The 24429-nt window shown below is 62.9% G+C and carries 16 protein-coding genes and 1 pseudogene; 12 read left to right on the forward strand and 5 right to left on the reverse strand.

Annotated features, from left to right (window positions below; genetic code table 11):
* Positions 1-67: 67 nt before the first annotated feature.
* Both AC05QJ_RS18550 and AC05QJ_RS18555 read right to left on the reverse strand, forming a co-directional pair.
* A complete protein-coding gene (locus tag AC05QJ_RS18550) occupies positions 68-652 on the reverse strand; it encodes a TetR/AcrR family transcriptional regulator (RefSeq protein WP_476742752.1) in 585 nt (194 codons plus the stop codon).
* Positions 653-655: 3 nt separating this feature from the next.
* Positions 656-1231: an NAD(P)H-dependent oxidoreductase gene (locus tag AC05QJ_RS18555; RefSeq protein ID WP_476742753.1), complete on the reverse strand. Its 576-nt coding sequence runs from the start codon at positions 1229-1231 to the stop codon at positions 656-658.
* A 201-nt stretch (positions 1232-1432) separates the two neighbouring features.
* Here AC05QJ_RS18555 and paaA point away from each other — a divergent pair, with 201 nt between their 5' ends.
* The 9 genes and pseudogenes from paaA (at position 1433) to paaZ (ending at position 10457) form a co-directional block, all read left to right on the forward strand.
* Positions 1433-2422: a 1,2-phenylacetyl-CoA epoxidase subunit PaaA gene (gene paaA, locus AC05QJ_RS18560; RefSeq protein WP_476742754.1), complete on the forward strand. Its 990-nt coding sequence runs from the start codon at positions 1433-1435 to the stop codon at positions 2420-2422.
* A 25-nt stretch (positions 2423-2447) separates the two neighbouring features.
* Positions 2448-2729 carry a 1,2-phenylacetyl-CoA epoxidase subunit PaaB gene (gene paaB / locus AC05QJ_RS18565; protein WP_476742755.1) on the forward strand — a complete coding sequence of 94 codons (282 nt, stop codon included), beginning with the start codon at positions 2448-2450 and terminating at the stop codon, positions 2727-2729.
* Complete coding sequence (paaC, locus tag AC05QJ_RS18570; protein WP_476742756.1) at positions 2729-3496, forward strand: 1,2-phenylacetyl-CoA epoxidase subunit PaaC; 768 nt, start codon at positions 2729-2731, stop codon at positions 3494-3496. Before paaB ends, paaC begins: the two co-directional genes overlap by 1 nt.
* Complete coding sequence (gene paaD, locus AC05QJ_RS18575) at positions 3483-4016, forward strand: 1,2-phenylacetyl-CoA epoxidase subunit PaaD (protein ID WP_476742757.1); 534 nt, start codon at positions 3483-3485, stop codon at positions 4014-4016. Before paaC ends, paaD begins: the two co-directional genes overlap by 14 nt.
* A gap of 32 nt (positions 4017-4048) precedes the next feature.
* Positions 4049-5125 carry a 1,2-phenylacetyl-CoA epoxidase subunit PaaE gene (gene paaE, locus AC05QJ_RS18580; RefSeq protein ID WP_476742758.1) on the forward strand — a complete coding sequence of 359 codons (1077 nt, stop codon included), beginning with the start codon at positions 4049-4051 and terminating at the stop codon, positions 5123-5125.
* Positions 5126-5238: 113 nt separating this feature from the next.
* A complete protein-coding gene (locus tag AC05QJ_RS18585) occupies positions 5239-5547 on the forward strand; it encodes a DUF485 domain-containing protein (RefSeq protein ID WP_428584257.1) in 309 nt (102 codons plus the stop codon).
* Positions 5538-7106: pseudogene (locus AC05QJ_RS18590) on the forward strand (cation acetate symporter); the annotation flags it as partial. The gene AC05QJ_RS18585 and the pseudogene AC05QJ_RS18590, both read left to right, overlap by 10 nt.
* A 28-nt stretch (positions 7107-7134) precedes the next feature.
* Positions 7135-8367 carry an OprD family porin gene (locus AC05QJ_RS18595; RefSeq protein ID WP_476742759.1) on the forward strand — a complete coding sequence of 411 codons (1233 nt, stop codon included), beginning with the start codon at positions 7135-7137 and terminating at the stop codon, positions 8365-8367.
* A gap of 35 nt (positions 8368-8402) precedes the next feature.
* Complete coding sequence (paaZ, locus tag AC05QJ_RS18600; protein WP_476742760.1) at positions 8403-10457, forward strand: phenylacetic acid degradation bifunctional protein PaaZ; 2055 nt, start codon at positions 8403-8405, stop codon at positions 10455-10457.
* A gap of 79 nt (positions 10458-10536) precedes the next feature.
* On the opposite strand, the gene AC05QJ_RS18605 is transcribed toward paaZ, so the two are convergent.
* Positions 10537-14508 carry an RHS repeat-associated core domain-containing protein gene (locus AC05QJ_RS18605; protein WP_476742761.1) on the reverse strand — a complete coding sequence of 1324 codons (3972 nt, stop codon included), beginning with the start codon at positions 14506-14508 and terminating at the stop codon, positions 10537-10539.
* Positions 14509-14717: 209 nt separating this feature from the next.
* Between AC05QJ_RS18605 and AC05QJ_RS18610 the strand changes: the two genes are divergently transcribed.
* Positions 14718-15680 (forward strand): IS30-like element ISPpu17 family transposase, encoded by a 963-nt coding sequence (locus AC05QJ_RS18610; RefSeq protein ID WP_004577240.1) that lies wholly within the window; start codon positions 14718-14720, stop codon positions 15678-15680.
* A 2-nt stretch (positions 15681-15682) separates the two neighbouring features.
* Here AC05QJ_RS18610 and AC05QJ_RS18615 read toward each other — a convergent pair whose 3' ends face one another.
* Positions 15683-18538: a hypothetical protein gene (locus AC05QJ_RS18615; protein ID WP_476742762.1), complete on the reverse strand. Its 2856-nt coding sequence runs from the start codon at positions 18536-18538 to the stop codon at positions 15683-15685.
* A 281-nt stretch (positions 18539-18819) separates the two neighbouring features.
* Between AC05QJ_RS18615 and AC05QJ_RS18620 the strand changes: the two genes are divergently transcribed.
* Together AC05QJ_RS18620 and AC05QJ_RS18625 are read left to right on the forward strand one after the other, a co-directional pair.
* On the forward strand, positions 18820-21057 hold the full coding sequence (locus tag AC05QJ_RS18620) for a TonB-dependent receptor (protein ID WP_476742763.1): 2238 nt from the start codon (positions 18820-18822) through the stop codon (positions 21055-21057).
* A gap of 62 nt (positions 21058-21119) precedes the next feature.
* Entirely contained in the window at positions 21120-23591 is a 2472-nt protein-coding gene (locus AC05QJ_RS18625) for a TonB-dependent receptor plug domain-containing protein (protein WP_476742764.1), read from the forward strand.
* Positions 23592-23726: 135 nt separating this feature from the next.
* Here the strand turns inward: AC05QJ_RS18625 and nfuA are convergent, their stop codons facing one another.
* Positions 23727-24311 carry a Fe-S biogenesis protein NfuA gene (gene nfuA / locus AC05QJ_RS18630; RefSeq protein WP_476742765.1) on the reverse strand — a complete coding sequence of 195 codons (585 nt, stop codon included), beginning with the start codon at positions 24309-24311 and terminating at the stop codon, positions 23727-23729.
* Between the last annotated feature and the right edge of the window lie 118 nt (positions 24312-24429).

The raw sequence follows: 24429 nt of genomic DNA on the forward strand, positions 1-24429 counted from the left end.
CCTGGCAGGCGTATCGTGGATTCAGGTTTTATGGCCGCTTCGCGCCCAATCGCGGCTAAAGCCGCTCCTACCTGGATTTGTGCCTTTCCACCAGTCCGACAATCACCTCGAACAACTCCCCTCGCGCCTGCCCGTGGTCGATTTCCCCGGCCACCGCAGCAGCGGACAACGCATCCGCCGCGCCCAGCATGCCCCATAGGCCTGCCGTGGACAGTTCCCCGGCAAACGGCGCCAGCACTGCCCGGCATTTGCCAAGAAACGCCAACTGGCACTCGCGCTTGAGCCGCACCAGCTCCGGCGAGCCTTCCAGTGCCGCCAGCACACCAGGAATCTCCCGCCCTTCGGCCAGCACGCAATCGACGTAGCTGTCGGCGATCGCCCGTGCCTTGCCGGCGAGCGTGGCCTCGCCGGCCGTCATGGCGGTGTCGATCAGCAGGTTCTGCCGCACTTCGAAATCCTGGTAAAGCGCGGTCAGCAGCCCTTCCCGGGTGCCGAAATGGTCGTACACGGTCGGCTTGGTGATGCCCGCCGCCTCGGCCAGCCGACCCAGGCTCAGGGCATCGGTGCCCTCTTCGGCGATCAGTTGCCGGGCCACGTCCAGCAACTGCTCAAGACGTTGCTCCCGGGTCAGGCGCTTGCGGGTGTCGCTCATGCATCATCTCCTGTGACTGAACAGCTCGCGCCCCAGGCGCAGCGCCGTGTCGAAATGGCCTTGGGGGAATCCCGCGTCCGCCTGGGTCAACAGCGTCGAGGATGCCACCCGGGCGCCGCAATAGCCAAAGATGCCGTGCTCGATCTGGGTATGCATGGCGACCGAATACCCGTGCTTGTCGTAAGTGCGCGGGCCGGCGCCGGCGAGCGCGACCAGATGCACCGGCAGGCGCTGCAACAGCCCCTGCTCGTTCTGATCGTAGGCCCAGCCATTGGTGAACACCCGGTCGATCCAGCCCTTGAGCAGCCCCGGAAACGACCACCAGTACACCGGATACACCAGCACCAGCGCATCGGCCCTGTCGATTCGCGCCTGTTCGGCGAGGACCTCCGCCGGCTGCGCGGCCACGTTGCGAAAGCCTGCCAGGTCATCCGGATTGAAGCGCGGATCGAAACCCTCTGCCGCCAGGTCGGCGATTTCGACGCTGTGGTTTTCCGCCACGCCCCTGGCCAGTTCGGCGGCGACGCGATGGGTCAGCGACTCGGGGTCGGGATGGGCAACGACGATCAGTGCGCGCATGGAAGGACTCCAGGTGTTGAGAGTGAATTTCTACATACCAAAGGTAGATACCATTGGTAGGTAATGCAACCCCCGCCCATTCATCCGATCCGATACAAAAAACAATTACGACACCATTTTTTGTGTTTGATATTTGGTTTTGTATCACTTATAACTGTTCCCACGCCCCAAAGCCCACGATAAAAAGGCGGGAGACCCCACATGTACGCACAACTGGTCGAAACCGGCGTCAAGCGCCTCAAGACCCTCGAAGAGATGTCCGAACAAGAACGCGCCTTCCAGGAGCGCATCGACGCCGAGATCAAGATCGAAGCCAAGAACTGGATGCCCGATGCCTACCGCCAGACGCTGATCCGGCAGATTTCCCAGCATGCCCACTCCGAGATCGTCGGCATGCTGCCGGAAGGCAACTGGGTGACGCGCGCCCCGAGCCTCAAGCGCAAGCTGCAACTGATGGCGAAGATTCAGGACGAAGCCGGCCACGGCCTGTACCTGTACAGCGCCATGGAAACCCTGGGCGCTGATCGCGATACAGAAATAGAGAAGCTTCACAGCGGAAAAGCCAAGTATTCCAGCATTTTCAACTACCCGACCCTGAGCTGGGCCGATATCGGCGCGGTGGGCTGGCTGGTGGATGGCGCCGCCATCGTCAACCAGGTGGTGCTGCAGCGCACCAGCTACGGCCCCTACTCGCGGGCGATGATCCGCATCTGCAAGGAAGAGAGCTTCCACCAGCGCCAGGGCTACGAGCTGCTGCTGACCATGATTCGCGAGGGCACCCAGGCGCAGAAGGACATGGTCCAGGACGCCATCAACCGGCTGTGGTGGCCGTCGCTGATGATGTTCGGCCCCAGCGACGAACACTCGCCCAACAGCGCCCAGTCGATGGCCTGGAAGATCAAGCGCCAGAGCAACGACGAACTGCGCCAGCGCTTCATCGACCAGACCGTGCCGCAACTGGAACTGCTGGGCTGCACCGCCCCGGATCCGGAACTGAAGTGGAACGCCGAGCGCGGCCATTACGACTTCGGCCAGATCCAGTGGGACGAGTTCCACGAAGTGCTCAAGGGTAACGGCCCGTGCAACCAGGAGCGCATCGCCACCCGCCGCCAGGCCATCGAAGACGGTGCCTGGGTACGCGAAGCCGCCGTCGCCCACGCCCGCAAAAAACACAACAAGAACGCCGCCTGACCGCCGCCTGACAGGAGAACCCGCCATGTCCGAATGGACCCTTTTCGAAGTCTTCGTGCGCAGCAAGCACGGGCTCAACCACAAGCACGTCGGCAGCGTACATGCCGCCGACGCGGCGATGGCCATTGAGAACGCCCGCGAGCTGTACACCCGCCGCAACGAAGGCGTGAGCCTCTGGGTGGTGCCATCGGCGCTGATCACCGCCTCGTCGCCGGACGAAAAAGACCCGCTGTTCGCCCCGTCCGACGACAAGATCTACCGTCACGCCAGCTTCTACGAGCTGCCCGCCGAAGTGGGGCACATGTGATGAGCGCTGCCACGAACGCAGACCTGATCCAGTACCTGCTGCGCCTGGGCGACAGCGCCATGGTCCAGGCCCAGCGCCTGTGCCAGTGGTGCGGCCGGGCTCCGGCACTGGAAGAGGAACTGGCACTGATGAACGTCGGCCTCGACCTGGTCGGCCAGGCGCGCAACTGGCTGGAGTACGCCGCGGAACTGGCCGATGACGGGCGCGATGCCGACCACCTGGTGTTCCGCCGCGACGAACGCGCCTACCGCAACCTGCTGCTGGTGGAACAACCCAACGGCGACTACGCGGTGACCATCCTCAAGCAGTTCTTCTACGACGCCTGGCACTTTGCCGTGCTCCAGGGCCTGTGCCGTTCCGGCGACGAGCGCGTGCAGGGCATCGCCGCCAAGGCGCTGAAGGAAGTCACCTATCACCTGCGCCGCTCCGGAGAATGGGTCGAGCGCCTGGGCGACGGCACCGAGGAAAGCCGCCGGCGCATGCTCGCCGCCCTGCCCCAGGTCTGGCGCTTCACCGTCGAGCTGGTGGATGCCGATGCCGTCGAGCAGCGGCTGTTCCAGGGCGGGCTGATCGGCAACCCCGAGCAAGTGGCGCTGGACTGGCAGCATCAGGTCGAGGCCACCTTCGAGCGCGCCTGCCTGCCAGTGCCACAGCCTGCCAGCCACTTCTACCTCAGCGGTCGCCAGGGCGTGCACAGCGAGCACCTGGGACTGCTGCTGGCGGAAATGCAGTTCCTGCCGCGAGCCTACCCCGATGCGACCTGGTGAGCTGATCGCCAGCGACCGCGGCGCCCGCGCGCCCCGGGCCGACGACCTGAGCCAGGCCTGGACGGTGCTGGAACAGGTCATGGACCCGGAAGTGCCGGTGGTCAGCGTGGTGGACCTGGGCATCGTTCGCGAGCTGGATTGGGCCGAGGGTCACCTGCAAGTGACCGTCACCCCGACCTACTCCGGCTGCCCGGCCACCGAAGTGATCGAGCAGGACATCCGCAGCGCCCTGGAACAGGCCGGCTTTGCCGCACCACGGCTGAACCGGCAACTGAGCCCGGCCTGGACCACCGACTGGATCAGCGCCACAGGCCGCGAGCGGCTGCGGGCCTACGGCATCGCCGCGCCGGTGGGCAGCAGCAGCAAGCGCAGCCTGCTGGGCGAGACCGACGTGATCGCCTGTCCGCAGTGCGGCAGCGTGCACACCGAGTTGCTCAGCCAGTTCGGTTCCACCGCCTGCAAGGCGCTGTACCGCTGCTGCGACTGCCGCGAGCCTTTCGACTATTTCAAATGCATCTGAGCGCGGCACGCCGCGACTGATGGAGAACCACCATGAGCCAGTTCCACAGCCTGACCGTCAAGCAAGTCCGCAGCGAAACCCGCGACGCCGTGTCGATCCTGTTCGACGTGCCGGGAGACCTTCGCGAAACCTTCCGCTTCACCCAGGGCCAGTACCTGGTGCTGCGCACTCACCTGGACGACGAAGAAGTGCGCCGCTCCTACTCGATCTGCACCGGCATCAACGACGGTGAACTGCGGGTGGCGGTGAAGAAAGTCGCCGGCGGACGCTTCTCCGCCTTCGCCAACGAGACCCTGGCCGCCGGTGACGTGCTCGACGTGATGCCGCCGTCCGGCAGCTTCCATGTCGCCCTCGACCCGGCGCGCCAGGGGCATTACCTCGCCGTCGCGGCGGGCAGCGGCATCACGCCGATCCTGTCCATCGTCAAGAGCACCCTGGAAGCCGAGCCGGACAGCCGCGTCACCCTGCTCTACGGCAACCGTGCCAGCGGCGCCGCGCTGTTTCGCGAACAACTGGAAGACCTGAAGAACCGCTACCTGCAACGGCTCAACCTGATCTTCGTGTTCAGCCGCGAACAACAGGACATCGACCTCTACAACGGCCGTATCGATGCCGCCAAGTGCGAACAACTGTTCAGCCGCTGGCTCGATGTGCCGAACCTCGACGCCGCCTTCATCTGCGGCCCGCAGGAAATGACCGAGACCGTACGCGATGCACTCAAGGCCAGGGGCCTGACAGCGGAGCGCATCCACTTCGAGCTGTTTGCCACCGCCGGCAACGAGCAGCGCCGCCAGGCCCGCGAAGCGGCGCGCCAGGTGGACACGGCGCTGAGCCAGGTGACGGTGATCAGCGACGGTCGCGCCCTGTCCTTCGACCTGCCGCGCAACACCGTCAGCGTGCTGGAGGCCGGTAACGCCATCGGTGCCGAACTGCCGTGGTCGTGCAAGGCCGGGGTCTGTTCCACCTGCAAGTGCAAGGTCATCGAGGGCGAAGTGGAAATGGACAGCAACCATGCCCTGGAAGACTACGAAGTGGCGGCCGGGTATGTGCTGTCGTGCCAGAGCTACCCGGTGAGCGAGCGGGTGGTGCTGGATTTCGATCAGCTCTGAACCGGCTCCGGCCTCATCGCTGGCAAGCCAGCGATGAGGCCCGAAAGAGCAAAGCAACACCCCAAGCGTGAACGACACAACAACTACAACAAGATCAAGAGAGCGCCCACACCATGACGCCCAGTCATATCGAATCCATCAGCAACAACCCCGACTTCCAGCAACTGGTCCGGCGCAAGCGCCGCCTCAACGGCACGCTGACCGCTGCCATGCTGGTGATCTACTACGGCTTCGTCCTGCTCGTGGCCTTTTCCCCCAGCACCCTGGGCCAGTCCCTCAGCGGTGGGGTCACCACCGTGGGCATGCTGGTGGGCGTGCTGATCGTGCTGGTGTCGTTCGGCCTCACCGGTATCTACGTGTACCGCGCCAACAACGTCCTCGATCCGCTCAACGACAAGGTCAAGCAGGAGTGCGCGCAATGAACTGGACCGCCATCGGCATGTTCCTGCTGTTCGTCGTCTTCACCCTCGGCGTGACCCGCTGGGCTGCGCTGCGCACCCGCTCGGCCAGCGATTTCTACACCGCGGGCGGCGGCCTGACCGGGATGCAGAACGGGCTGGCGATTGCCGGCGACATGATCAGCGCCGCATCCTTCCTCGGCATCTCGGCGATGATGTTCCTCAACGGCTACGACGGCCTGCTCTACGCCCTCGGCGTACTCGCCGGCTGGCCGATCATCCTGTTCCTGATCGCCGAGCGCCTGCGCAACCTGGGCAAGTACACCTTCGCCGACGTGGTGTCCTACCGTCTCTCGCAGACGCCGGTACGCCTGACCTCGGCCTTCGGCACCCTGACCGTGGCGCTGCTGTACCTGGTGGCGCAGATGGTCGGTGCGGGCAAGCTGATCGAGCTGCTGTTCGGCATCAGCTACCTCTACGCGGTGATCCTGGTGGGCGTGCTGATGGTGTTCTACGTGACCTTCGGCGGCATGCTCGCCACCACCTGGGTGCAGATCATCAAGGCGGTGATGCTGCTGTCGGGCACCACCTTCATGGCCTTCATGGTGCTCAAGCACTTCGGTTTCAGCACCGAGGCGATGTTCGCCAGCGCCACCGCCGTTCACGCCAAAGGCACCGCGATCATGGCGCCTGGCGGATTGCTGTCGAACCCGGTGGACGCGATTTCCCTGGGGCTGGGCATGATGTTCGGTACCGCCGGCCTGCCGCACATCCTGATGCGCTTCTTCACCGTCAGCGACGCCAAGGAAGCGCGCAAATCGGTGTTCTACGCCACCGGCTTCATCGGTTACTTCTACCTGCTGCTGATCGTCATCGGCTTCGGCGCCATCGTCATGGTCGGTACAGAGCCTGCGTACCGCGACGCCAGCGGCGCGATCATCGGTGGCGGCAACATGATCGCCGTGCACCTGGCGCAAGCCGTGGGTGGCAACCTGTTCCTCGGTTTCATCTCGGCCGTGGCTTTCGCCACCATCCTCGCTGTGGTCGCTGGCCTGGCGTTGTCCGGCGCGTCGGCGGTGTCCCATGACCTGTATGCCTGCGTGATGCGCAAAGGCAAGGCCACCGAACAGGAAGAGATCCGCGTGTCGCGCATCGCCACCCTGGTGATCGGCGTGCTGGCCATCCTCCTGGGCCTGGCCTTCGAGTCACAGAACATCGCCTTCCTCTCCGGCCTGGTGCTGGCCATCGCGGCCTCGGTCAATTTCCCGGTGCTGTTCCTGTCGATGTTCTGGAAAGGCCTGACCACCCGCGGCGCAGTGGCCGGCAGCATGGGCGGTCTGGTGTCGGCGGTGGTGCTGCTGGTGCTGAGCCCGGTGGTGTGGGTCAACGTGCTGCATCACGACAAGGCGCTGTTCCCCTACAGCAACCCGGCGCTGTTCTCCATGAGCATGGCGTTCTTCTGCGCCTGGGCGTTCTCGGTCACCGACCGCTCGGCCCAGGCCAGCGAGGAACGCGGCCGCTACCTGGCGCAGTTCATCCGCTCCATGACCGGTATCGGCGCTGCCGGTGCCAGCAAACACTAAAACAAGAATCGACGCGGGAATAACAACAATGAACCCCATTCGCCTTCTGGCCGGAATCACCCTGCCCCTCGCCTGCGCCCCTGCCATGGCCGACTTCGTCGAGGACAGCCACGCAAAAATCGAACTGCGCAACCACTACATCAACCGCGATTTCCGCCAGGACAACGCGCCGCAATCCAAGGCCGAGGAATGGGCCCAGGGCTTCACCGCCAAACTGGAGTCCGGCTTCACCGACGGCACCCTCGGCTTTGGCGTGGATGCCATGGGCCAACTGGGCATCAAGCTGGACTCCAGCCGCGACCACCGCGGTACCGGCCTGCTGCCTTACGGCCGCAACAGCCTGGAACCGGCCGACGACTACAGCGAACTGGGCCTGACCGCCAAGGTGCGCCTGTCGAAAAGCGTGCTGCGCCTCGGCACCCTGCAACCGCTGCTGCCGGTGGTGACCTACAACGATACGCGCCTGCTGGCCTCCACCTTCAAGGGCGGGCTCCTCACCAGCCAGGAGATCGACGGCCTGACCGTCAATGGCGGGCGCCTGACCAAGGCCAACCTGCGCGACTCGTCGAGCAACGACGATATCGGCTACGGCGCCGCCACCAGCGACCACTTCGACTTCGGCGGCGGCACCTACGCGTTCAGCCCGCAACTGGCGGTGACCTACTACTACGCCAAGCTGGAAGAGATCTACCGCCAGCAGTATGTCGGCCTGGTCCACACCTTGCCGCTGGCCGAAGGCATGAGCCTGCGCAGCGACCTGCGCTACTTCGACAGCCGTGGCGACGGCGCCGAGCGCGCCGGGCGCATCGACAACCGCAACTTCAACGGCATGTTCACCCTCGCAGTGGGGGCCCACAAGTTCAGCGGCACCTTCCAGCAGATGTCCGGCGACAGCGCCTTCCCGTTCCTCAATGGCGGCGACCCGTACACCGTCAACCTGGTCACCTACAACACCTTCACCCGCGCCGGCCTCGACTCCTGGCAGGCCCGCTACGACTACGACTTCGCCGCCCTCGGCATCCCCGGCCTGACCTTCATGACCCGCTACACCGACGGCCGCCACGCCAAGGCCGCGGGCATCGACAACGGCCGCGAGCGCGAACGCGAACGCGACACCGACCTCGCCTACGTGATCCAGAGCGGTCCGTTGAAAAACGTCAGCCTGCGCTGGCGCAACGTCACCTTCCGTTCCGGCAACGGCCTGACCAATGCCCTGGACGAGAACCGCCTGATCGTCGGCTACACCCTGGCGCTGTGGTAACAGCGCCTCACTGAATGAATCGGAGGACACACACGATGTCTGCTGCCCCTACCTTGCAAAGCTTCATCGCCGGCCGCTGGATTGGCCAGCACGGCGCCCAGTCCCTGCGCAGCGCCATCGACGGCCATGTCCTGGCCCATGCCCACGAGGAGCGCCCGGACTTCGCCGAAGCCCTCGCCTACGGGCGCCAGCAGGGCCGCAACGGCCTCATGGGCCTGGACTTCCAGCAACGCGCCCAGCGCCTCAAGGCCCTGGCGCTGTACCTAGCCGAGCGCAAGGAACAGCTCTACGCCCTGTCCCACCACAGCGGCGCCACCCGCGCCGACAGCTGGATCGACATCGAAGGCGGCAACGCCACGCTGTTCTCCTACGCCGGCATCGGTGCCCGCGAACTGCCGTCGGGCAACCTGGTCCACGAAGGCCCGGCCATCCCGCTGGGCAAGCAGGGCCACTTCGCCGGCAGCCATATCCTGGTACCCCGCGCCGGCGTGGCCGTGCACATCAACGCCTTCAACTTCCCGATCTGGGGAATGCTGGAAAAATTCGCCCCGACCTTCCTCGCCGGCATGCCCTGCATCGTCAAACCGGCCACCGCCACCAGCTACCTGACCGAAGCGGTGGTGCGCCTGATCGACGAGTCCGGGCTGCTGCCGCCGGGCGCGCTGCAATTTGTGATCGGCAGCACCGGCGACCTGCTCGACCGCCTCGACGGCCAGGATCTGGTGACCTTCACCGGCTCCGCCGACACCGCGGCGAAACTGCGGGTCACCCCCAGCCTGATCCGCCACTCGGTGCCCTTCACCGCCGAGGCCGACTCGCTTAACTGCGCCATCCTCGGCCCCGACGTGGCGCCGGACAGCGAAGAGTTCGAGCTGTACATCAAGGAAGTGGCGCGGGAAATGACCACCAAGGCCGGGCAGAAATGCACCGCCATCCGCCGCGCCATCGTCCCGGCGAAACACCTGGACGCGGTGGCGACCCGCCTGCGCGAACGCCTGAGCAAGGTGGTGGTGGGCGATCCGTCGGTGGAAGGCGTGCGCATGGGCGCCCTCGCCTCCCATTCCCAGCAGGCCGACGTCGGCGAGCGGGTGGAACAACTGCTGCAGAGCTGTGACCTGCTGTTCGGTGCCCGCGACGGTTTCGAGCCTCGCGGCGAAGGCGTGGCCAACGGTGCGTTCTTCGCCCCGACCCTGCTGCTGGCCCGCGATGCCCATGCCGACGGTGGCGCCCACGATATCGAAGCCTTCGGCCCGGTCAGCACCCTGATGACCTACGACGACCTCGACGAAGCGCTGGTGCTGGCGGCCCGTGGCAAAGGCAGCCTGGTGGCGAGCCTGGTCACCGCCGACCGTGCGGTGGCGGCCAAGGCGATTCCGGTAGCCGCGGCCTGGCATGGCCGGCTGCTGGTGCTGGACCGCGAAGCGGCGCTGGAATCCACCGGCCACGGCTCGCCGCTGCCACAACTGAAACACGGCGGCCCCGGTCGCGCCGGCGGTGGTGAAGAACTGGGCGGCCTGCGGGCGGTCAAGCACTACCTGCAGCGGGCGGCGGTCCAGGGCTCGCCGAGCATGCTGACGGCGGTCACCGGCGAATACGTGCGTGGCGCCGAGGTGATCGAAACCGACGTTCACCCGTTCCGCCGCCACTTCGAAGACCTGCGCATCGGCGAGTCGCTGCTGACCCACCGCCGCACCGTCACCGAGGCCGACCTGGTGAACTTCGGCTGCCTGTCGGGCGACCACTTCTACATGCACTTCGACGACATCGCCGCCCGCGAGTCGCAGTTCGGCAAGCGCATCGCCCATGGCTACTTCGTGCTGTCGGCTGCGGCCGGGCTTTTCGTCAGCCCGGCGCCGGGCCCGGTGCTGGCCAACTACGGCCTGGACAACCTGCGCTTCATCAACCCGGTGGGCATCGGCGACACCATCCAGGCACGCCTGACCTGCAAACGCAAGATCGATCAGGGCAAGAAGAGCCCGCAGGGCATCCCGCAAGGCGTGGTGGCCTGGGATGTGGAAGTGACCAACCAGTTGGGGGAACTGGTGGCCAGTTACGACATTCTGACGCTGGTGGTGAAGCGAGAGGGATGACTTCAGCCAGGTAGCGAAAGGCGCCATGGCAACCATGCACCCGGGGCTGGTGCCCCGGGTTCAAGCCGGCATGAAGCGTTCAGGGCATGAAATGAACAGGGTTGTATTCAAACTTCATGAAGTCCATGGGTGACTTCCAGATCTTGAAGGGGTTCTGCTTCGTCATCGGGAACGACTCCATCAGAGGAATCACCCCTCCGCTGATGCGTTTCCCGTTGAGGTGTCCCTCCGCAAATATCCGGGTCATCGTGTCAGCGTCGTAGCCTGTCCACACCGAGCCCAGGAAGCCTTTCACCGGACGCCCCGTCATCGTTGCCAGTCTCTGAGAAAACGAGGCTGACCCACCATTGGCAGAACCACACATGATCATCCGGATACTGGCGAAGTGCTTGGGATCGATCGACCGGCTTTTCAGCATCATCAGCAAATGCTCCGGCGTGTACGCCCGATTACCCAGATGCATATAGCCGACCCCGTCTATCACCCCATGGCAATGCACATTCAATCGCGGTGCCCCCTTGTAGATATCTTCAAAGACATAGGCGCCACTCTTGAGCATTCGGGTATTCCTGAGATTGCCGCCCATTTCCATGAACTGCTTTCCCATGCTCTCGCTGATCCCCTTGACCCGACCACCGTTGCGCAAAGGCAGATGACTGGCCAGGTTTTTCAGGGACACAACGGCTTCGGTAATGCCGAGCCCGAACTGCAGCCAGCGCAAGGCACTGGCGGAGTCCGGGTCGCTGTTTTGCAACATCGCCGCCCCTATGCCCGCGGCGCCTTCGGCCAGTGCGATAGCGGTCAGGCATCCGGCTACGGCCGAGCCTCCTCCGGTAAAGGGGATCAGTGCGAGTGAAACCCCCATATTGATGACTTCCCGGACAACCGGGTCGACAGGCACGCGCGCGGTTTCCACGGTCCGCCACTGGGCAACCGTCGTCGCATGCCCTGTCGGGTCGACCATATTGACGGGATCACCCAGGCAGTAGGCGTACCAGTTGCTTCCGCCCTCGCCAAAAGGGCTGAAGCCGGGGTCGTCCGGGGCATGGAATACCAGGGTGATGGGGTCGTAGGTGCGGTAGCCATTGCCCAGGTGATAGACCCCGCCGGATTGCCGGTCCAGGGGCTGGCCGGTAAAGCCCAGCCAGTGCAGATCATCTTCCCTGCTCGGTCGATAGCCGTAAGGTGTGAACGGCAGGTACGTAAAGCCCTCTTTGCCTGTTCGCCACGAGGCGATCACACTGCCACGTATATCCTTCAACTCGAAGGTATTGATTTCTGCTTCACCGCCACCGCTCAAGGTCTGCTGCTGGGCCACGCAACTGCCGCTTTCATTCAGCAACAGCGTGCGGCGGTGATCACAGGTCTTCTTGTCACCGATTCGAACAGCGCCTTTACGTGCGTAGGGCGCGTTGTCGTTGTAGTAGAAGCACTCGCCGTAGTAGTAGTCCTCGTTGTGCACACGTCGACCAAAGCTGTCGTAATGAGCCAGGTGTTTCTCGCCAGACCCGACCTGGCGCCCCGCCTTGTCGTAATGCAGGTGCAGTTTGTTCACCGGGTTCTTCGTCAGGCGCCCTTCGGTGTCATAGGCGAGGTCGACAGCCGTGCAGCTCTTTTCCGAGTGGCTGATCCTGACCGGCTGCATCTTGTCGGTATCGCTGTAGGCATAGGTCGCCGTGTTGGTTTTCCGGGTACCGGTGGTTTCGCTGGTGCAGGTCTGGATATTGCCGAGCACGTCGTAAGTGAACGACTGTTTCTTCAAGGTTTCATTGAGCCAGGGATCGGTGGGCCGCTGCGGGCCATCGCAGGTCCAGGTTTTCAATCGGCCCTGTTCGTCATAGGTGTAGTCTTCCTTGCTCATGGAGGTGGTGTCGTTGAGCAACTGCGCGGTCTTGATCCGGCCTTTCTCATAGGTGTACTTGAGGGTCAGCTTGTGCTTGTCGTCGATGACGAAGCTGCGCGCGGTTTCCTGGCCCAGCGCGTCGTGGGTGTAGCCGATTTTCACACTCGAACGTTCGGCAATGCGCCAGACGGTTTCCTCGGTCAAGGTGCCGAAGGCGTCATAGGTGAGCGTGTTGTGAACCTCATCGGAGAGTGCCTGGGTCCGGCGGCCGACGGCATCGTAGTGGTAGACCGTCTTCTGATCGAAGGCGTTGGTGAACGACAGCAGGATGCCGCGTAGCGAGTAGACATGGGTAACCGAGGAGTCCTCTTTGCCCACCACATGCCTTTCCATCAGGCTTCCACTACAAGCATCACCGGCAAAACTGTGATCGACACGATGCCGGGTGAAGGCTTCAGCCAGCGCAGGCACTCCGGTAGTGCGTACCCCCCTTTGGCTGATGCCTTCATAGGTGTGGTCGACTGCCCGTCCTCCAACCGTGGTATTGGTCACACGGGACAACGCATTCAGCTTGCGGCTGGCCACTTCCTCGAGCGTGTCCTTGTCTTTGCCGATCCTGACCCGGCTCACCAGGCCCGAGTGCGTCGGATACACGTTGCTGGTGACGACCCCGCCTTCGGTGATCGTGGTCAGGCGATCTCGCGAATCGTAGGTGAAGGCCGTTTCCAGGCCCGAACTGTCCTGGCTTTTTATCAGCCTGTCGCCAGCATCGTAGTCGTGCCGGGCCCAGGTCAGAACCTTGCCGGCACCATCCTGCAGTTCGCGTCGTGTGAGGTTGCCCCGCTCATCGAACGTGCACAGCACTTTCTGCTTGATCTTGCCCCCTGCTTTTACGTACTCCAGCGTTTGCCGCTTGATCGGGTCGTGTTCGCAGTACGCCTGCATGTCGCCAGGCAGTTCGGTATAGAGCAACTGGCCCCAGTCATCGTAGTGGTGGCGCTGCTCGTGTTTACTGAACAGGGTGCCATCGGGGAGATAATCGTAATCGGTCTGCAGCGAGGCGCGCCCCGCATCATCGAACTCCATGCTCGACATCAGCCGCCAGCCGATAAAACCCGCACCCCGCGTCCAGGTTTTCGTCTGATTGCCGGCGGCATCGTATTCCACGCGTTTTTGATCAAGGTCCGGCGCCAGGATCGTTATGGTGTGGCCCTTGTAGAAACTGTGGTGCTGAAAGCGGGTTTCCTGACGCTGCTTGCTGTCCTGGGCATTATCGACTTCGCTGACCATGCGACCATGACTGTCGTAGGTCCACTGGGTCCGGTTCTTGCGCGAGTCGGTGGCACTGATCTCCTGGCCGGTGACAATATTGTTCGCCACCGTACTGGTGGCGGTGAGCTTCTCGCCGAATGTTTCGGTAATCGTCGTGGTCAGAACATCCGACGACAACGCGTAGCTGTAACGGGTTTCATGGCGGGACGTGGTGTTTTCCTTGCCTTGCGAATCAAGGCGACAGGATTCCCGTTTCGATGGGCGGCCGAAATCCTTGCTGTCAGTCGCCGTTACGTAACTGGTCTTTTCAATGGTCATGGAAGCGGAGGTGAACTTGCTGAGTTTCTTCTGATCGCTGGTCTGAGGATAAAGAATGGTCATTGCCAGCGATGGCATGACCGGCCCCGAGCTTCTGCCCTGCGCTGGCAGCGCGGTACAACCGTAGAATTTCCACTTCAGATCAACCCGTGCGTCGCCTTCGCCTACATAAACCTTTTCCGATTCGAGGCGGGTTATGAAAAAGCCCTGCTCGCGGCAACATTCAAGTTCAACGGGTAATCCGAATGTATCCCTGGCGTGGTTGGTTGCGGGAAAATCGACCGTTAGCACATGGTCAGTCACCGTCTCCCAGGTGTACCCGCTCTCACTGAAGAACGGGCTCAGCGTCATATTGTCCACCCCCCATAAAACGACGTCTGAAATGCTGGAAATGTGAGTGACTTTTTTCTGCACTGAATGATCGTGCCACGACGGTCCCTCGGGATAATACGTGAGTTCAGTCGTTATCCCCTTCTCCACCGTCTTGATGATGTTGCCATTCGCATCAATCACGGAAAGTGCCTTCTCGACCAGGACATCCTTGCCTTTTTTCCGCGTAACGCTGGTGGTGGTAGCGTTTGACGTTTCCTTGTCCACGGCCGTGGAAAACTCGGTCACGGAAGTGCACTCGCCCAGCGACTGTGTTTCTTTTACCAGCACCCCGTCGGTGAAGTACTGTTTGCGTTTGGTTACATGGGCGCCACATTGCATTTCAATGTCGGTTTGCCCCTCCTGAATTCATAGAATAAGCGCAACGCTTGAAACGAGAGGCAGAGAGCCAGCCACCGGTAGAATCCAGGCTCTCACACCGAAGGATTCAAGCGCAGATGACTACGCATTACCGGCAGCTGACTCAGGGACAACGTTACCAGATTGAGGCTGGCTTGAGCGCCGCAGAGAGCCAGGCGAGCATTGCAAAGCGGGTCGGCGTGCATCCCTCGACGATCAGTCGCGAGGTTCGCCGCAACAGCACCCAGAATATCTACAAGGCTGTTTCTGCGGCCCATGAAAGTGATGCTCGTCGAGCGGGTGCGCGCAAGTTTTGCAAGCCGGCGACATGGCTCAGCCATCATCTCCCGGTGTGGCTCAAGCATGGCATGAGTCCGGAGCAGATCGCCCAGCGGTTGAAGCAGGAGCAGCCAAGCCGGGCGGTCAGCCATGAGTGGATTTATCGGTTCATTGCCGCCGAACAGCGCGCCGGTGGTGAGCTTTATACCTATCTGCGACATCGCCGAAAGCGCTACCGGAAACGCTATGGAAGCCACGATCGGCGCGGGCAGCTGCGTAATCGCGTGTCAATCAGTGAACGCCCAGCCGAGGTCGAAAGCCGCGAGCGCCTGGGGGACTGGGAGGGCGATACGGTACATGGACTGGGCGGTAACCTGGTGACCCTGGTTGATCGCAAAAGCGGCTATCTGAGCGCCTATCCGGTCAAGCGCAGAACGCGCCGGCAGGTAACGCGGGCGATCAATCTGATGCTTCAGGGCCATGCCGCTCACACGCTGACGCTGGATAACGGAAGGGAGTTTGCCGGGCATGAACGCATCGCGCTACGGAGCCAGTGCCAGGTCTTTTTTGCAGACCCCTATTCATCCTGGCAACGTGGCACCAATGAAAACACCAACGGTCTGCTCCGCCAGTATTTCCCCAAGGGCAGCGACTTCAGCAAGCTGACCGTCGAAGCCGTCAATCGGACAGTAGCGAGGATCAATCTACGCCCGCGCAAGCGCTTGGGCTGGAAGACGCCGTACGAAGTGCATACAGGGGTGAGCGTTGCACTTATGTGTTGAATTCAGGCCTTGCTGTAGATATAGCGGCGAGTGACCGTAGCTGCCCCGGCGGCCTGCAGCGTGTATTTGGCAACCGTGTTGTCAGTGTTGTAATCGAAGCACACGCGCATGGCGCGGGATGAGACGGTAGCCAGACGAGGTGGATTGTGCTTCGCGCCTTGGGCAACATAGGAAAACGCGACCTCTGAAACGCCTCCGGCGCCAAGCCGTTTGATCTGTGAAAACCATCCCCAGGGAAGTGTGCCTTCAATGACATTAATGGATTCGACCGACAACTGGTACTCGACCTTCTGTGCGTGCTTTGGATACAGCGTGAAACTGAAGTTTTTTCCCTCCAACTGACTTTCAAAAATGCGGGTCTTGCCTGAGGTGATTCTTTCCAGCATGCAAAACACCGGAACCTTCAAATTTATCCAGCCACTCGAACTTGTTAAAACTTGATCTTTTCTCCACTCCAGCGCCACACTTGAGCCAGTAGGCGAATGGATCGCGGTAGGTAAATATAACGTACTGACCACGACTGATTGATCACCTTTCATGAAGGCATCATGGTCGACAAATTTCGTTGAGTCCCGAACCACCTGCCTGAATGAAAATTCCTCCACGACTCCATTTTTATAGCGCACCTCAAACCCAGACTCGGAATGACCAAACCTGAAATTCGAAAAATAGAAATTTTTCTCGACGCTATCCGTTTCAAACCTCACCACAGCGCCGCTCGATAGGTGAAGAACGTACCGATAAGTTGTTGGGCTGCCACGCTTCGTCAGCTCCATATACAGTAAATGGCTGACACCGGTGATTGACCAGGTGTTCTGCGCAGACCAGATCAGCCCGAGGTTGATTGACGGGCCAATCCCATCGTTGCCAACCAGCGTCCCCAGGACGATTCTCGCAGAGGCGACTCCCTGCTGGGCGTCGACGTCAGTGTGCACCTCGATCGGCGCCGCATACCGGGTCTTGTCGCCAATATTCAGCACCTCCACCGCCAGTCCCGAGCCCACCGGCACCCAGATCGCATTGCGGTCGTGATCCGCCACCGGTTCGATGCGCCGGGTCTTTTCGTTCTTGCACCCGGCCTTGAGGTAGACACATTCCTTGTTCAGCTTCTCGCACAACGCCCTGGTCCAGTCCGCCGCCGTGGCCCTGTTGTTCTTCAGCGCCGGGCTGAACGTCAGGGTCTGGTACAGGTACCCGGTGAGTTCGCTGCGCACATGCACGACCATGCGGTCGCCCGCCTTCAGGTCCCGCTCGAAGGAGAACGGTCGGGCCATCACCCAGTTATCGAGATCCAGCGACGTGCTGAAAGCGCGAATATGTTGGTCCGGTGTCCAGATCCTGTTCTTGTAGCCACTGGCGAAGGTGGTGAACACCCCGTTCTCGTCCTTGTCGCCCACCTGGACATAGCGCGAGCTCCTGTTCACCTCGCTGGCGAAACGCCGCGGCCACAGGTACTGGCCCAGCGAGTCCTTGACCGCCTTGTAGGTGGGGCGTTCGAGGATTTCCCCCGTCGCCTCGTCCATCACGAACAGGCTGATGCTTTCGCCTTCCACGGCGTCGCGGTCCGAGGTCACCGCGCCCCGGGATTGCGGGACGACACGATCCCATTTCACCTCCAGCTCCGAATGCTTCGGCACCCAGATATGGCTACGGTAGACATCGGCAATGGTCTCGATCACCTGGGTGTCCGGGTTGGGCTGCCCGGCGCGCACAAACAGGCTTTGCTGGTTGATCAGCGTCGACAGGTCCCGCACCCACAGCGCCGGCTTCAGCCGATCGGCCTTCGGCGTGAAGAGCAGGGTTTCCCACACCGCGCCATTGGCCTTGTTGCAGACCCTGACGATCACCCGCTCATCGACGGTCATGACTCGGTCAGTAAGCAACGATGGACCCTGAACCCAGTTGTTCAGGTGCGGCGCGGTGGTAAAGGCGCGAAGACCCTTGCGCCAGGTCCAGATGAAGTTTCGTTCGAAACTGTGGGCAACGTTGAGCACGCCCTTGTCATCGTAGTAACCCGCGCGCATGTTCTTCGCGCGCTTGTTGATCTCCTTGCAGAAATCCTCCACCCAGTCGCGCACAGCGCGTCGATCGGCGGCCGGCTTGAACACCAGGTCTTCGGACTGAAGTCGTTCGCCGCTCAGATCATCGACCAGATAGGCGCAGATGCGCTCGCCCTCCAGCGCGTCGCGGCCGGACAGTACCTGAACGGCTTGCTTGTGTTGAGACACCTCCCAGCTCACCGTCAGCTTTGAGTTATGCGGCACCCAGATGTAGTTGCCCGCCTTGTCCGCGGTTTCCTTGATCCGCTGTCCGCTGGCGTCGGGGCAACCGGCCCTGATCATGTCGAAGGTCTTGTTGATCCAGGCGGCCAGGTCCTGGGCCCATTGCGCGGGCTGCAGGCGGTCCTTGAGCGGCCGGAAGCGCTCGGCCCGGTAGCGGCGGCCGGAGATTTCGCTGCGAACCATGACCTCCACCACATCACCGGCCTTGAGGCTGACAGTGGGATGAATCGGCTCGGCCCGGATCCAGTTGTCGGCACCGGGGCAGTTGGTGAAGGCGCGGATATTCTGCGCGGTCCGCCAGAGCCGGTTGGAGAAACTGCTGCCCTCCACCACCCACTTGCCGTCTTTCCAGCTGCCGGCCTGGATCACATCGGAGGTGCGGTTGATGTACAGGCAGAAGTCGATCGGCCAGCTCCACTGTCCCAAGCGGTCCGGGGCCGGGGTGAACTTCTGCAGCCGGTCGGTTTCCCAGAGCCGCTCCGTCTGCTCGTCGATCAGGAACACCGAAACACTTTCGCCTTTATCCAGAGCACGTCCGGACAGCACTTTTCCGCATTCAGTCCAGTCGACCAGCATGATCGTCACCTCGCCATCGGGAGTGGGCCTTGCACAACTGCTTTCACGCACGACGCTAGGCCACCCTGAAACACGGCACAACTGACAGAAATATCAGGTGCGCAGGCTGGGATTTGCCTCCAGCGGACTGCTGCTGGAGCAGCAGGCATTCACCACCCCCTTGCTGCCTGTCTAGCAACCCTTCCTGAAATTTCACAATTTATTGATATAAATCAATTAGTTATAAATATGGCACAAACCCTGCTCTATCCCCGTATCTGCAACGCTCGGGGAGAAGCAGCATGTTCCAACTCAATCCAATCGCCAAAGGCATCGGCATCAGTCTGCTGCTGGCAGGCCAGTTCGCCCATGCCGAAGAAGACACCGGCACCACCACCGCGCTGAAGGCGGTGACCGTCACGGCCCAGCACCGCGAGGAAACCCTCCAGGAAGTACCGGTCGCGGTCTCGGCGGTCCAGGGCAGCAGCATCGTCGCCGACGGTGTCCGCGCCATGGGCGATATCACCACCTTCATTCCCAACGCCTCGGCGAAGAATCCCGATGGCGACGGCCGCCCGCGCTGGTACATCCGTGGCCTGGGTACCGGCGATACCGGCGCCGCCACCGTCTACCCGGTGGGTATCTATGCCGACGACGTCTACCTCAACGCGCCGGTGGCCGGCGGCGGGCCGCTGTTCGACCTGGAGCGCATCGAGATCCTGCGCGGCCCGCAAGGTACGCTGTACGGCAAGAACACCACGGCCGGCGCAGTCAATGTGATCTCGAAGAAGCCCACCTTCGAGACCGACGGCTACGGCACTATTGGCTTCGGCAGCAAGAACGAACGCATCCTCAACGGCGCCCTCGGCGGCACCCTGGTGGAAGACCGCCTGGCCGGCCGGGTGTCGCTGTACTCGGAAGAACGCGACGGCTTCACCCACAACCTGACCAACGACCAGACCTACGGCGACGTCAACAAGAAAGCGGTGCGCGTGCAGTTCCTGGCCAAGGTCAACGACGACCTCGAAGCCCTGCTCAAGATCCACAGCCGCGAGTTCAAGGGCGACGGCAGCAGCGGCTCGCTGCCGCTGGGCCGTTACTACAACGTCGGCTACCAGCGTCCGGACGGCCGGCGCATCCAGCTCAACACCGACGAGGACTACAAGCTCGACCACAGCGGCACCTCGCTGACCCTGAACTGGAACCTGGGCGACTACACCCTGACCTCGATCACCGCCTACGACTACCTGCGCAACCAGTCGCTCACCGACGCCGACTACACGCCGTACGAAGTCAACGGCGCCACCGACAGCGACAACCGTTACGACCAGTACTCCCAGGAGTTCCGCCTGGCGTCGCCGCAGCAGGAAACCCTGCGCTGGCTCCTAGGTACCCACTACTTCCACGAGACCCTCGACAGCAGTGCGGTGCGCACGGTGACGCCAGGGCCGACGCCCAACGGCACCGGCTCCAACCAGACCGGTGGCAACGTCGATCTGCGCGACCTCAACTACACCCACCGTACCGACAGCTACGCCCTGTTCGGCAACCTGACCTACGACTTCACCGACAACCTGACCGTCACCGGCGGCCTGCGCTGGACCACCGAGAAAAAGGACATCGACCTCAACCTGGCCCAGTTCACCCGCGCCACCGCCAATGGCCCGCTGATCCCGCTGACCGCCGTCGGCAGCAACGGCAGCCAGGAAAAAGACAAGCGCTGGGACGCCTGGACCTACGACCTGACCCCGGAATACCGCATCAACGACAACCTGCGGGTATTCTTCCGCTATGCCCACGGCTTCCGCTCGGGCGGCTTCAACACCGGCCTGTCCACCAGCCTGGCGCAGTTGACCACGGTGGATCCGGAGGAGCTGGACGCCTACGAACTGGGCCTCAAGTCGGAGTGGTTCGACCGTCGTCTGACGGTCAACGCCAACGTCTTCTACTACGACTACCAGGACATTCAGGTCAACCTGCTGACAGTGAACAACGGCGTGCTCACCACGGCGCTGACCAACGGCGCAGCGGGCAAGGTCAAGGGTGCGGAACTGGAAATCGAAGGCCAGCCGACAGATCGCCTGCACCTGCGGGCGGCACTGTCGTTCCTCGACACCGAGTACACCGACTTCAAGAACACCAACCCCAACACCGGCGCCGTCACCGGTGACTACAGCGGCAACAGCTTCGTGCGCTCGCCGCGCCACGTGGTCTCGCTGGGTGCCGACTACACCCTGCCGCTGGACATCCCCGGCAAGCTGGTGGCCGGCGGCGATGTCAGCTACCGCGACAAGGAATACTTCCTCGCCGACCGTCAGAGCAGCGTCGACGCACCGCTCAACCAGCCCCACTACACCCTGGTCAACAGCCGCCTGACCTGGTTCAGCGCCGACGAAAAACTCAGTGTCACCGGGTTCGTCAACAACCTCACCGACCGCCGCTACCAGGTCCATGGCCGGCCCAACGGCACGGCCGGCCAGTACGTGATCACCTACGGCGATCCGCGCACTGTCGGCCTGAGCGTCACCAGCCGGTTCTGACCCGCCCCTTGCCGGCGACCCGCGTCGCCGGCCTCCTTTTCGCGTTACAGGAGTAGCCTTTCATGTTCCGTCTCGATCCTTTGGCCGGCGCCGTGGCGCTGGTCATCGGCAGCCTTGCCGTGCCCGCCGTTCACGCCCAGGAGCCCGCCAGTGGCGCCGGCGCCAAAAGCGACAAACTCGACACCGTGGTGGTGGTCGGTACCCGCCGCAGCGACGTCACCGCCCTGGAAAGCGCAGCGCCGGTGGATGTCCTGAGTGCCGAGCGCCTGGAGGAAACCGGCGCCAAGGACCTGTCCGGCGCCCTGACCGCGCTGTCGCCGTCCTTCAGTTTCCCGCAGTCGCCCCAGGGCGCGTTCGCCGGCTCCATCGCTCAGGGCGCCTCGCTGCGCGGGTTGGCCTCGGACCAGGTGCTGGTGCTGGTCAACGGCAAGCGCCGCCACGCCAGCGCCAACGTCACCCGTCAGGCCCTGGCCAACGGCCGTGGCGCGGCCGCGGTGGACCTCAGCCTGATCCCGCTGAGTGCGGTGCAACGGGTGGAAATCCTGCGAGACGGCGCGGCGGCCCAATATGGCTCCGACGCCATCGCCGGGGTGATCAACATCGTGCTCAAGGAAAACGACGACGGCGGCAACATCGGCTACCGTTTCGGCGGCTACGACAAGGGCGACGGCCTGCAGCGCAAGCTCAGCGGCTGGAAGGGCTTCGCCTTGCCCAACGACGGTTTCCTCACCCTGTCCTTCGACGCCGGCAGCCAGGACCCGGCCAGCGACACCCGTGCGGACAACCGGATCTTTTACCCCGGCAGCACCAGCATCAATACGCCGCGGGAACAGAACAACCGCTACCGCACCTGGAACTGGGGCTCGGGCGGCGTTTCCGACCAGTACAACTTCGTCGCCAACAGCGAGATCGGCCTGAGCGACGGCCTGACCGCCTATGGCTTCGCCACCTACGCCCACAAGAACACCGATGCCGAAGGCTTCTTCGACCCGCCCACCACGCTGCGCAACAACTACGGCAGCGTCGCCCTGTCGCGCTACCCCGACGGCCGCCTGCCGATCACCCGCTACGCCCTCGAGGACTACGCGGTCACTGGCGGCCTGCGCTACGAGAACGAGCAACTGGGCAAGTTCGACCTGGCCGCCAACTATGGCAACGACACGCTCAAATCCACCGACCGCGACGCCATCAACCCGAGCTGGGGCGCCAACAGCCCCTACAACATCTATACCGGCGAACGGGAAAACGAGCAGACCAACCTGACCCTCGACTGGGTGCGGGACTTCCCTACCGACCTGCTGGCCAAGCCGTTGACCGTTTCGGCGGGCCTGGCCTGGCGCAAGGAAAACTACACCCTGAGCGCCGGCGAAGCGGCCGGCTGGCAGAACGGAGCGCTGTTCAACACCCTCGATCCGGTCACCGGCCGGCGGATTCCCGGCTACTACTCGGGCATCACCCAGGTCGATGCCGCCTCGCTGGAACGCAAGGTATTCGGCGCGTACCTGGACCTTGAAGGGCAGATCACCGAGAAATTCCAGGCGGGGCTGGCGGTGCGCTCGGAGCACTACTCGGACTTCGGCGACACCACCAACGGCAAGCTGTCGCTGCGCTACGACTTCACCCCGCAGATCGCCGCGCGCGGCAGCATCAGCAGCGGCTACCGGGCGCCGTCGCTGGTGCAGAGCGGGCTGTCGTCGTTCAGCGTGCAGGTGGTCGAGCAGCCAACGGGCAGCGGCAACTGGGTCGAGGTGCAGCAACGCACCCTGCGGGCCGACAGCCCGGAAGCGGCATTGCTGGGCGGTCGGGCGCTGAAACCCGAGGAATCCACCAACTACTCCCTGGGCCTGGTCTGGCGGCCGGTGGACAACGCCTCGCTGAGCATCGACGCCTACCGCATCGATATCGACAACCGCATCACCCTCTCCGACCAGTTGCCGTCCACGGTGGTCGGTCCGATCTTCGCCGGCACGCCCTACGCCAACATCCAGAGCGCAGCGTTCTACACCAATATCGCCGACACCCGCACCGACGGCATCGAGCTGAGCGGCCAGTACCAGCTCGATCTTGCGGCTTACGGGCGTCTTGATCTGAATGCCGGTTTCGCCAAGACCCGCACCCGCATCACCGACCTGCGGGACGTGGGCGGGATCCGCGGCGACCAGATCGTCGGGCGCAACACCCAGGGCCTGATCGAACACGGCACGCCGGACAACAAACTGACCCTGAGCGCCAACTGGCTGTACGAGAACTGGGGCCTGACCGTCACCCAGCGCCGCTATGGCGAATGGAAGAACCTCAACGCCAGCAACCCGGCGCTGGACCAGACCTTCAGCCCGCAATGGGTCACCGACCTGGACCTGAGCTACCGCTTCGACCTGGGCCTGAAAGTCTCGGTGGGCGCGATCAACCTGTTCGACAGCCACCCGGACAAGCTCAAGGGCGCGCAGCTGTACGGGGTGCCGAAGTACTCGATCACCTCGCCTGAAGGCGCGCAGGGAGCGTTCTACTACACCAGTGTGAGCTATGACTTTTAAGTAGAAGGCAGCCTGTACCGGCGCTATCGCTGGCAAGCCAGCTCCCACACTGTGGGAGCCAGCGTTGCCGGCGATGAGGCCGCACAGCCGAAACAAAAAAGCGGAGCCCTCGGGCTCCGCTTTTCGTTGGCTCACTCAGTAGTAAGCGTTTTCTTTCTGCGAGTGGTCGGTCACGTCGCGAACGCCCTTCAGCTCCGGAATGCGCTCGAGCAGGGTGCGCTCGATGCCGTCCTTCAGGGTCACGTCGGCCTGGCCGCAGCCCTGGCAACCGCCGCCGAACTGCAGCACGGCGATGCCGTCCTCGACCACTTCGATCAGGCTGACCTGACCGCCGTGGCTGGCCAGCCCCGGGTTGATCTCGGTTTGCAGGTAGTAGTTGATCCGCTCGTTGATCGGGCTGTCCTCGTTGACCATCGGCACCTTGGCGTTCGGCGCCTTGATGGTCAGCTGGCCGCCCATGCGGTCGGTGGCGTAGTCGACGACGGCGTCGTCGAGGAACGGCTCGCTCACGGCATCGATGTAGGCGGTAAAGCTCTTCAGACCCAGCGCGGTATCTTCCGGCTTCTCTTCACCTGGCTTGCAGTAGGCAATGCAGGTTTCGGCATATTGGGTGCCGGGTTGGGTGATGAAGATGCGGATACCGATACCCGGGGTGTTCTGCTTGGAGAGCAGATCGGCCAGGTAATCGTGCGCGGCGTCGGTAATGGTTATAGCGCTCATGGAATTTCCTCACAGACTTGTCGGCAGTTTACGCCAACCGCGCGTACGAACAAAGTCCTACTAATTGTGTCGGGAAAGATAGCTGCAAGCTGCAAGCTTCAAGCGGCAAGAAAGAGCA

The sequence above is a fragment of the Pseudomonas sp. TUM25319 genome (assembly GCF_056388475.1).

Bases quoted from the DNA above. Each gene is read 5' to 3' on its own strand.
- AC05QJ_RS18550 (WP_476742752.1), bottom strand. From the start codon at position 652: ATGAGCGACACCCGCAAGCGCCTGACCCGGGAGCAACGTCTTGAGCAG.
- AC05QJ_RS18555 (WP_476742753.1), bottom strand. From the start codon at position 1,231: ATGCGCGCACTGATCGTCGTTGCCCATCCCGACCCCGAGTCGCTGACC.
- paaA (WP_476742754.1), top strand. From the start codon at position 1,433: ATGTACGCACAACTGGTCGAAACCGGCGTCAAGCGCCTCAAGACCCTC.
- paaB (WP_476742755.1), top strand. From the start codon at position 2,448: ATGTCCGAATGGACCCTTTTCGAAGTCTTCGTGCGCAGCAAGCACGGG.
- paaC (WP_476742756.1), top strand. From the start codon at position 2,729: ATGAGCGCTGCCACGAACGCAGACCTGATCCAGTACCTGCTGCGCCTG.
- paaD (WP_476742757.1), top strand. From the start codon at position 3,483: ATGCGACCTGGTGAGCTGATCGCCAGCGACCGCGGCGCCCGCGCGCCC.
- paaE (WP_476742758.1), top strand. From the start codon at position 4,049: ATGAGCCAGTTCCACAGCCTGACCGTCAAGCAAGTCCGCAGCGAAACC.
- AC05QJ_RS18585 (WP_428584257.1), top strand. From the start codon at position 5,239: ATGACGCCCAGTCATATCGAATCCATCAGCAACAACCCCGACTTCCAG.
- AC05QJ_RS18595 (WP_476742759.1), top strand. From the start codon at position 7,135: ATGAACCCCATTCGCCTTCTGGCCGGAATCACCCTGCCCCTCGCCTGC.
- paaZ (WP_476742760.1), top strand. From the start codon at position 8,403: ATGTCTGCTGCCCCTACCTTGCAAAGCTTCATCGCCGGCCGCTGGATT.
- AC05QJ_RS18610 (WP_004577240.1), top strand. From the start codon at position 14,718: ATGACTACGCATTACCGGCAGCTGACTCAGGGACAACGTTACCAGATT.
- AC05QJ_RS18615 (WP_476742762.1), bottom strand. From the start codon at position 18,538: ATGCTGGTCGACTGGACTGAATGCGGAAAAGTGCTGTCCGGACGTGCT.
- AC05QJ_RS18620 (WP_476742763.1), top strand. From the start codon at position 18,820: ATGTTCCAACTCAATCCAATCGCCAAAGGCATCGGCATCAGTCTGCTG.
- AC05QJ_RS18625 (WP_476742764.1), top strand. From the start codon at position 21,120: ATGTTCCGTCTCGATCCTTTGGCCGGCGCCGTGGCGCTGGTCATCGGC.
- nfuA (WP_476742765.1), bottom strand. From the start codon at position 24,311: ATGAGCGCTATAACCATTACCGACGCCGCGCACGATTACCTGGCCGAT.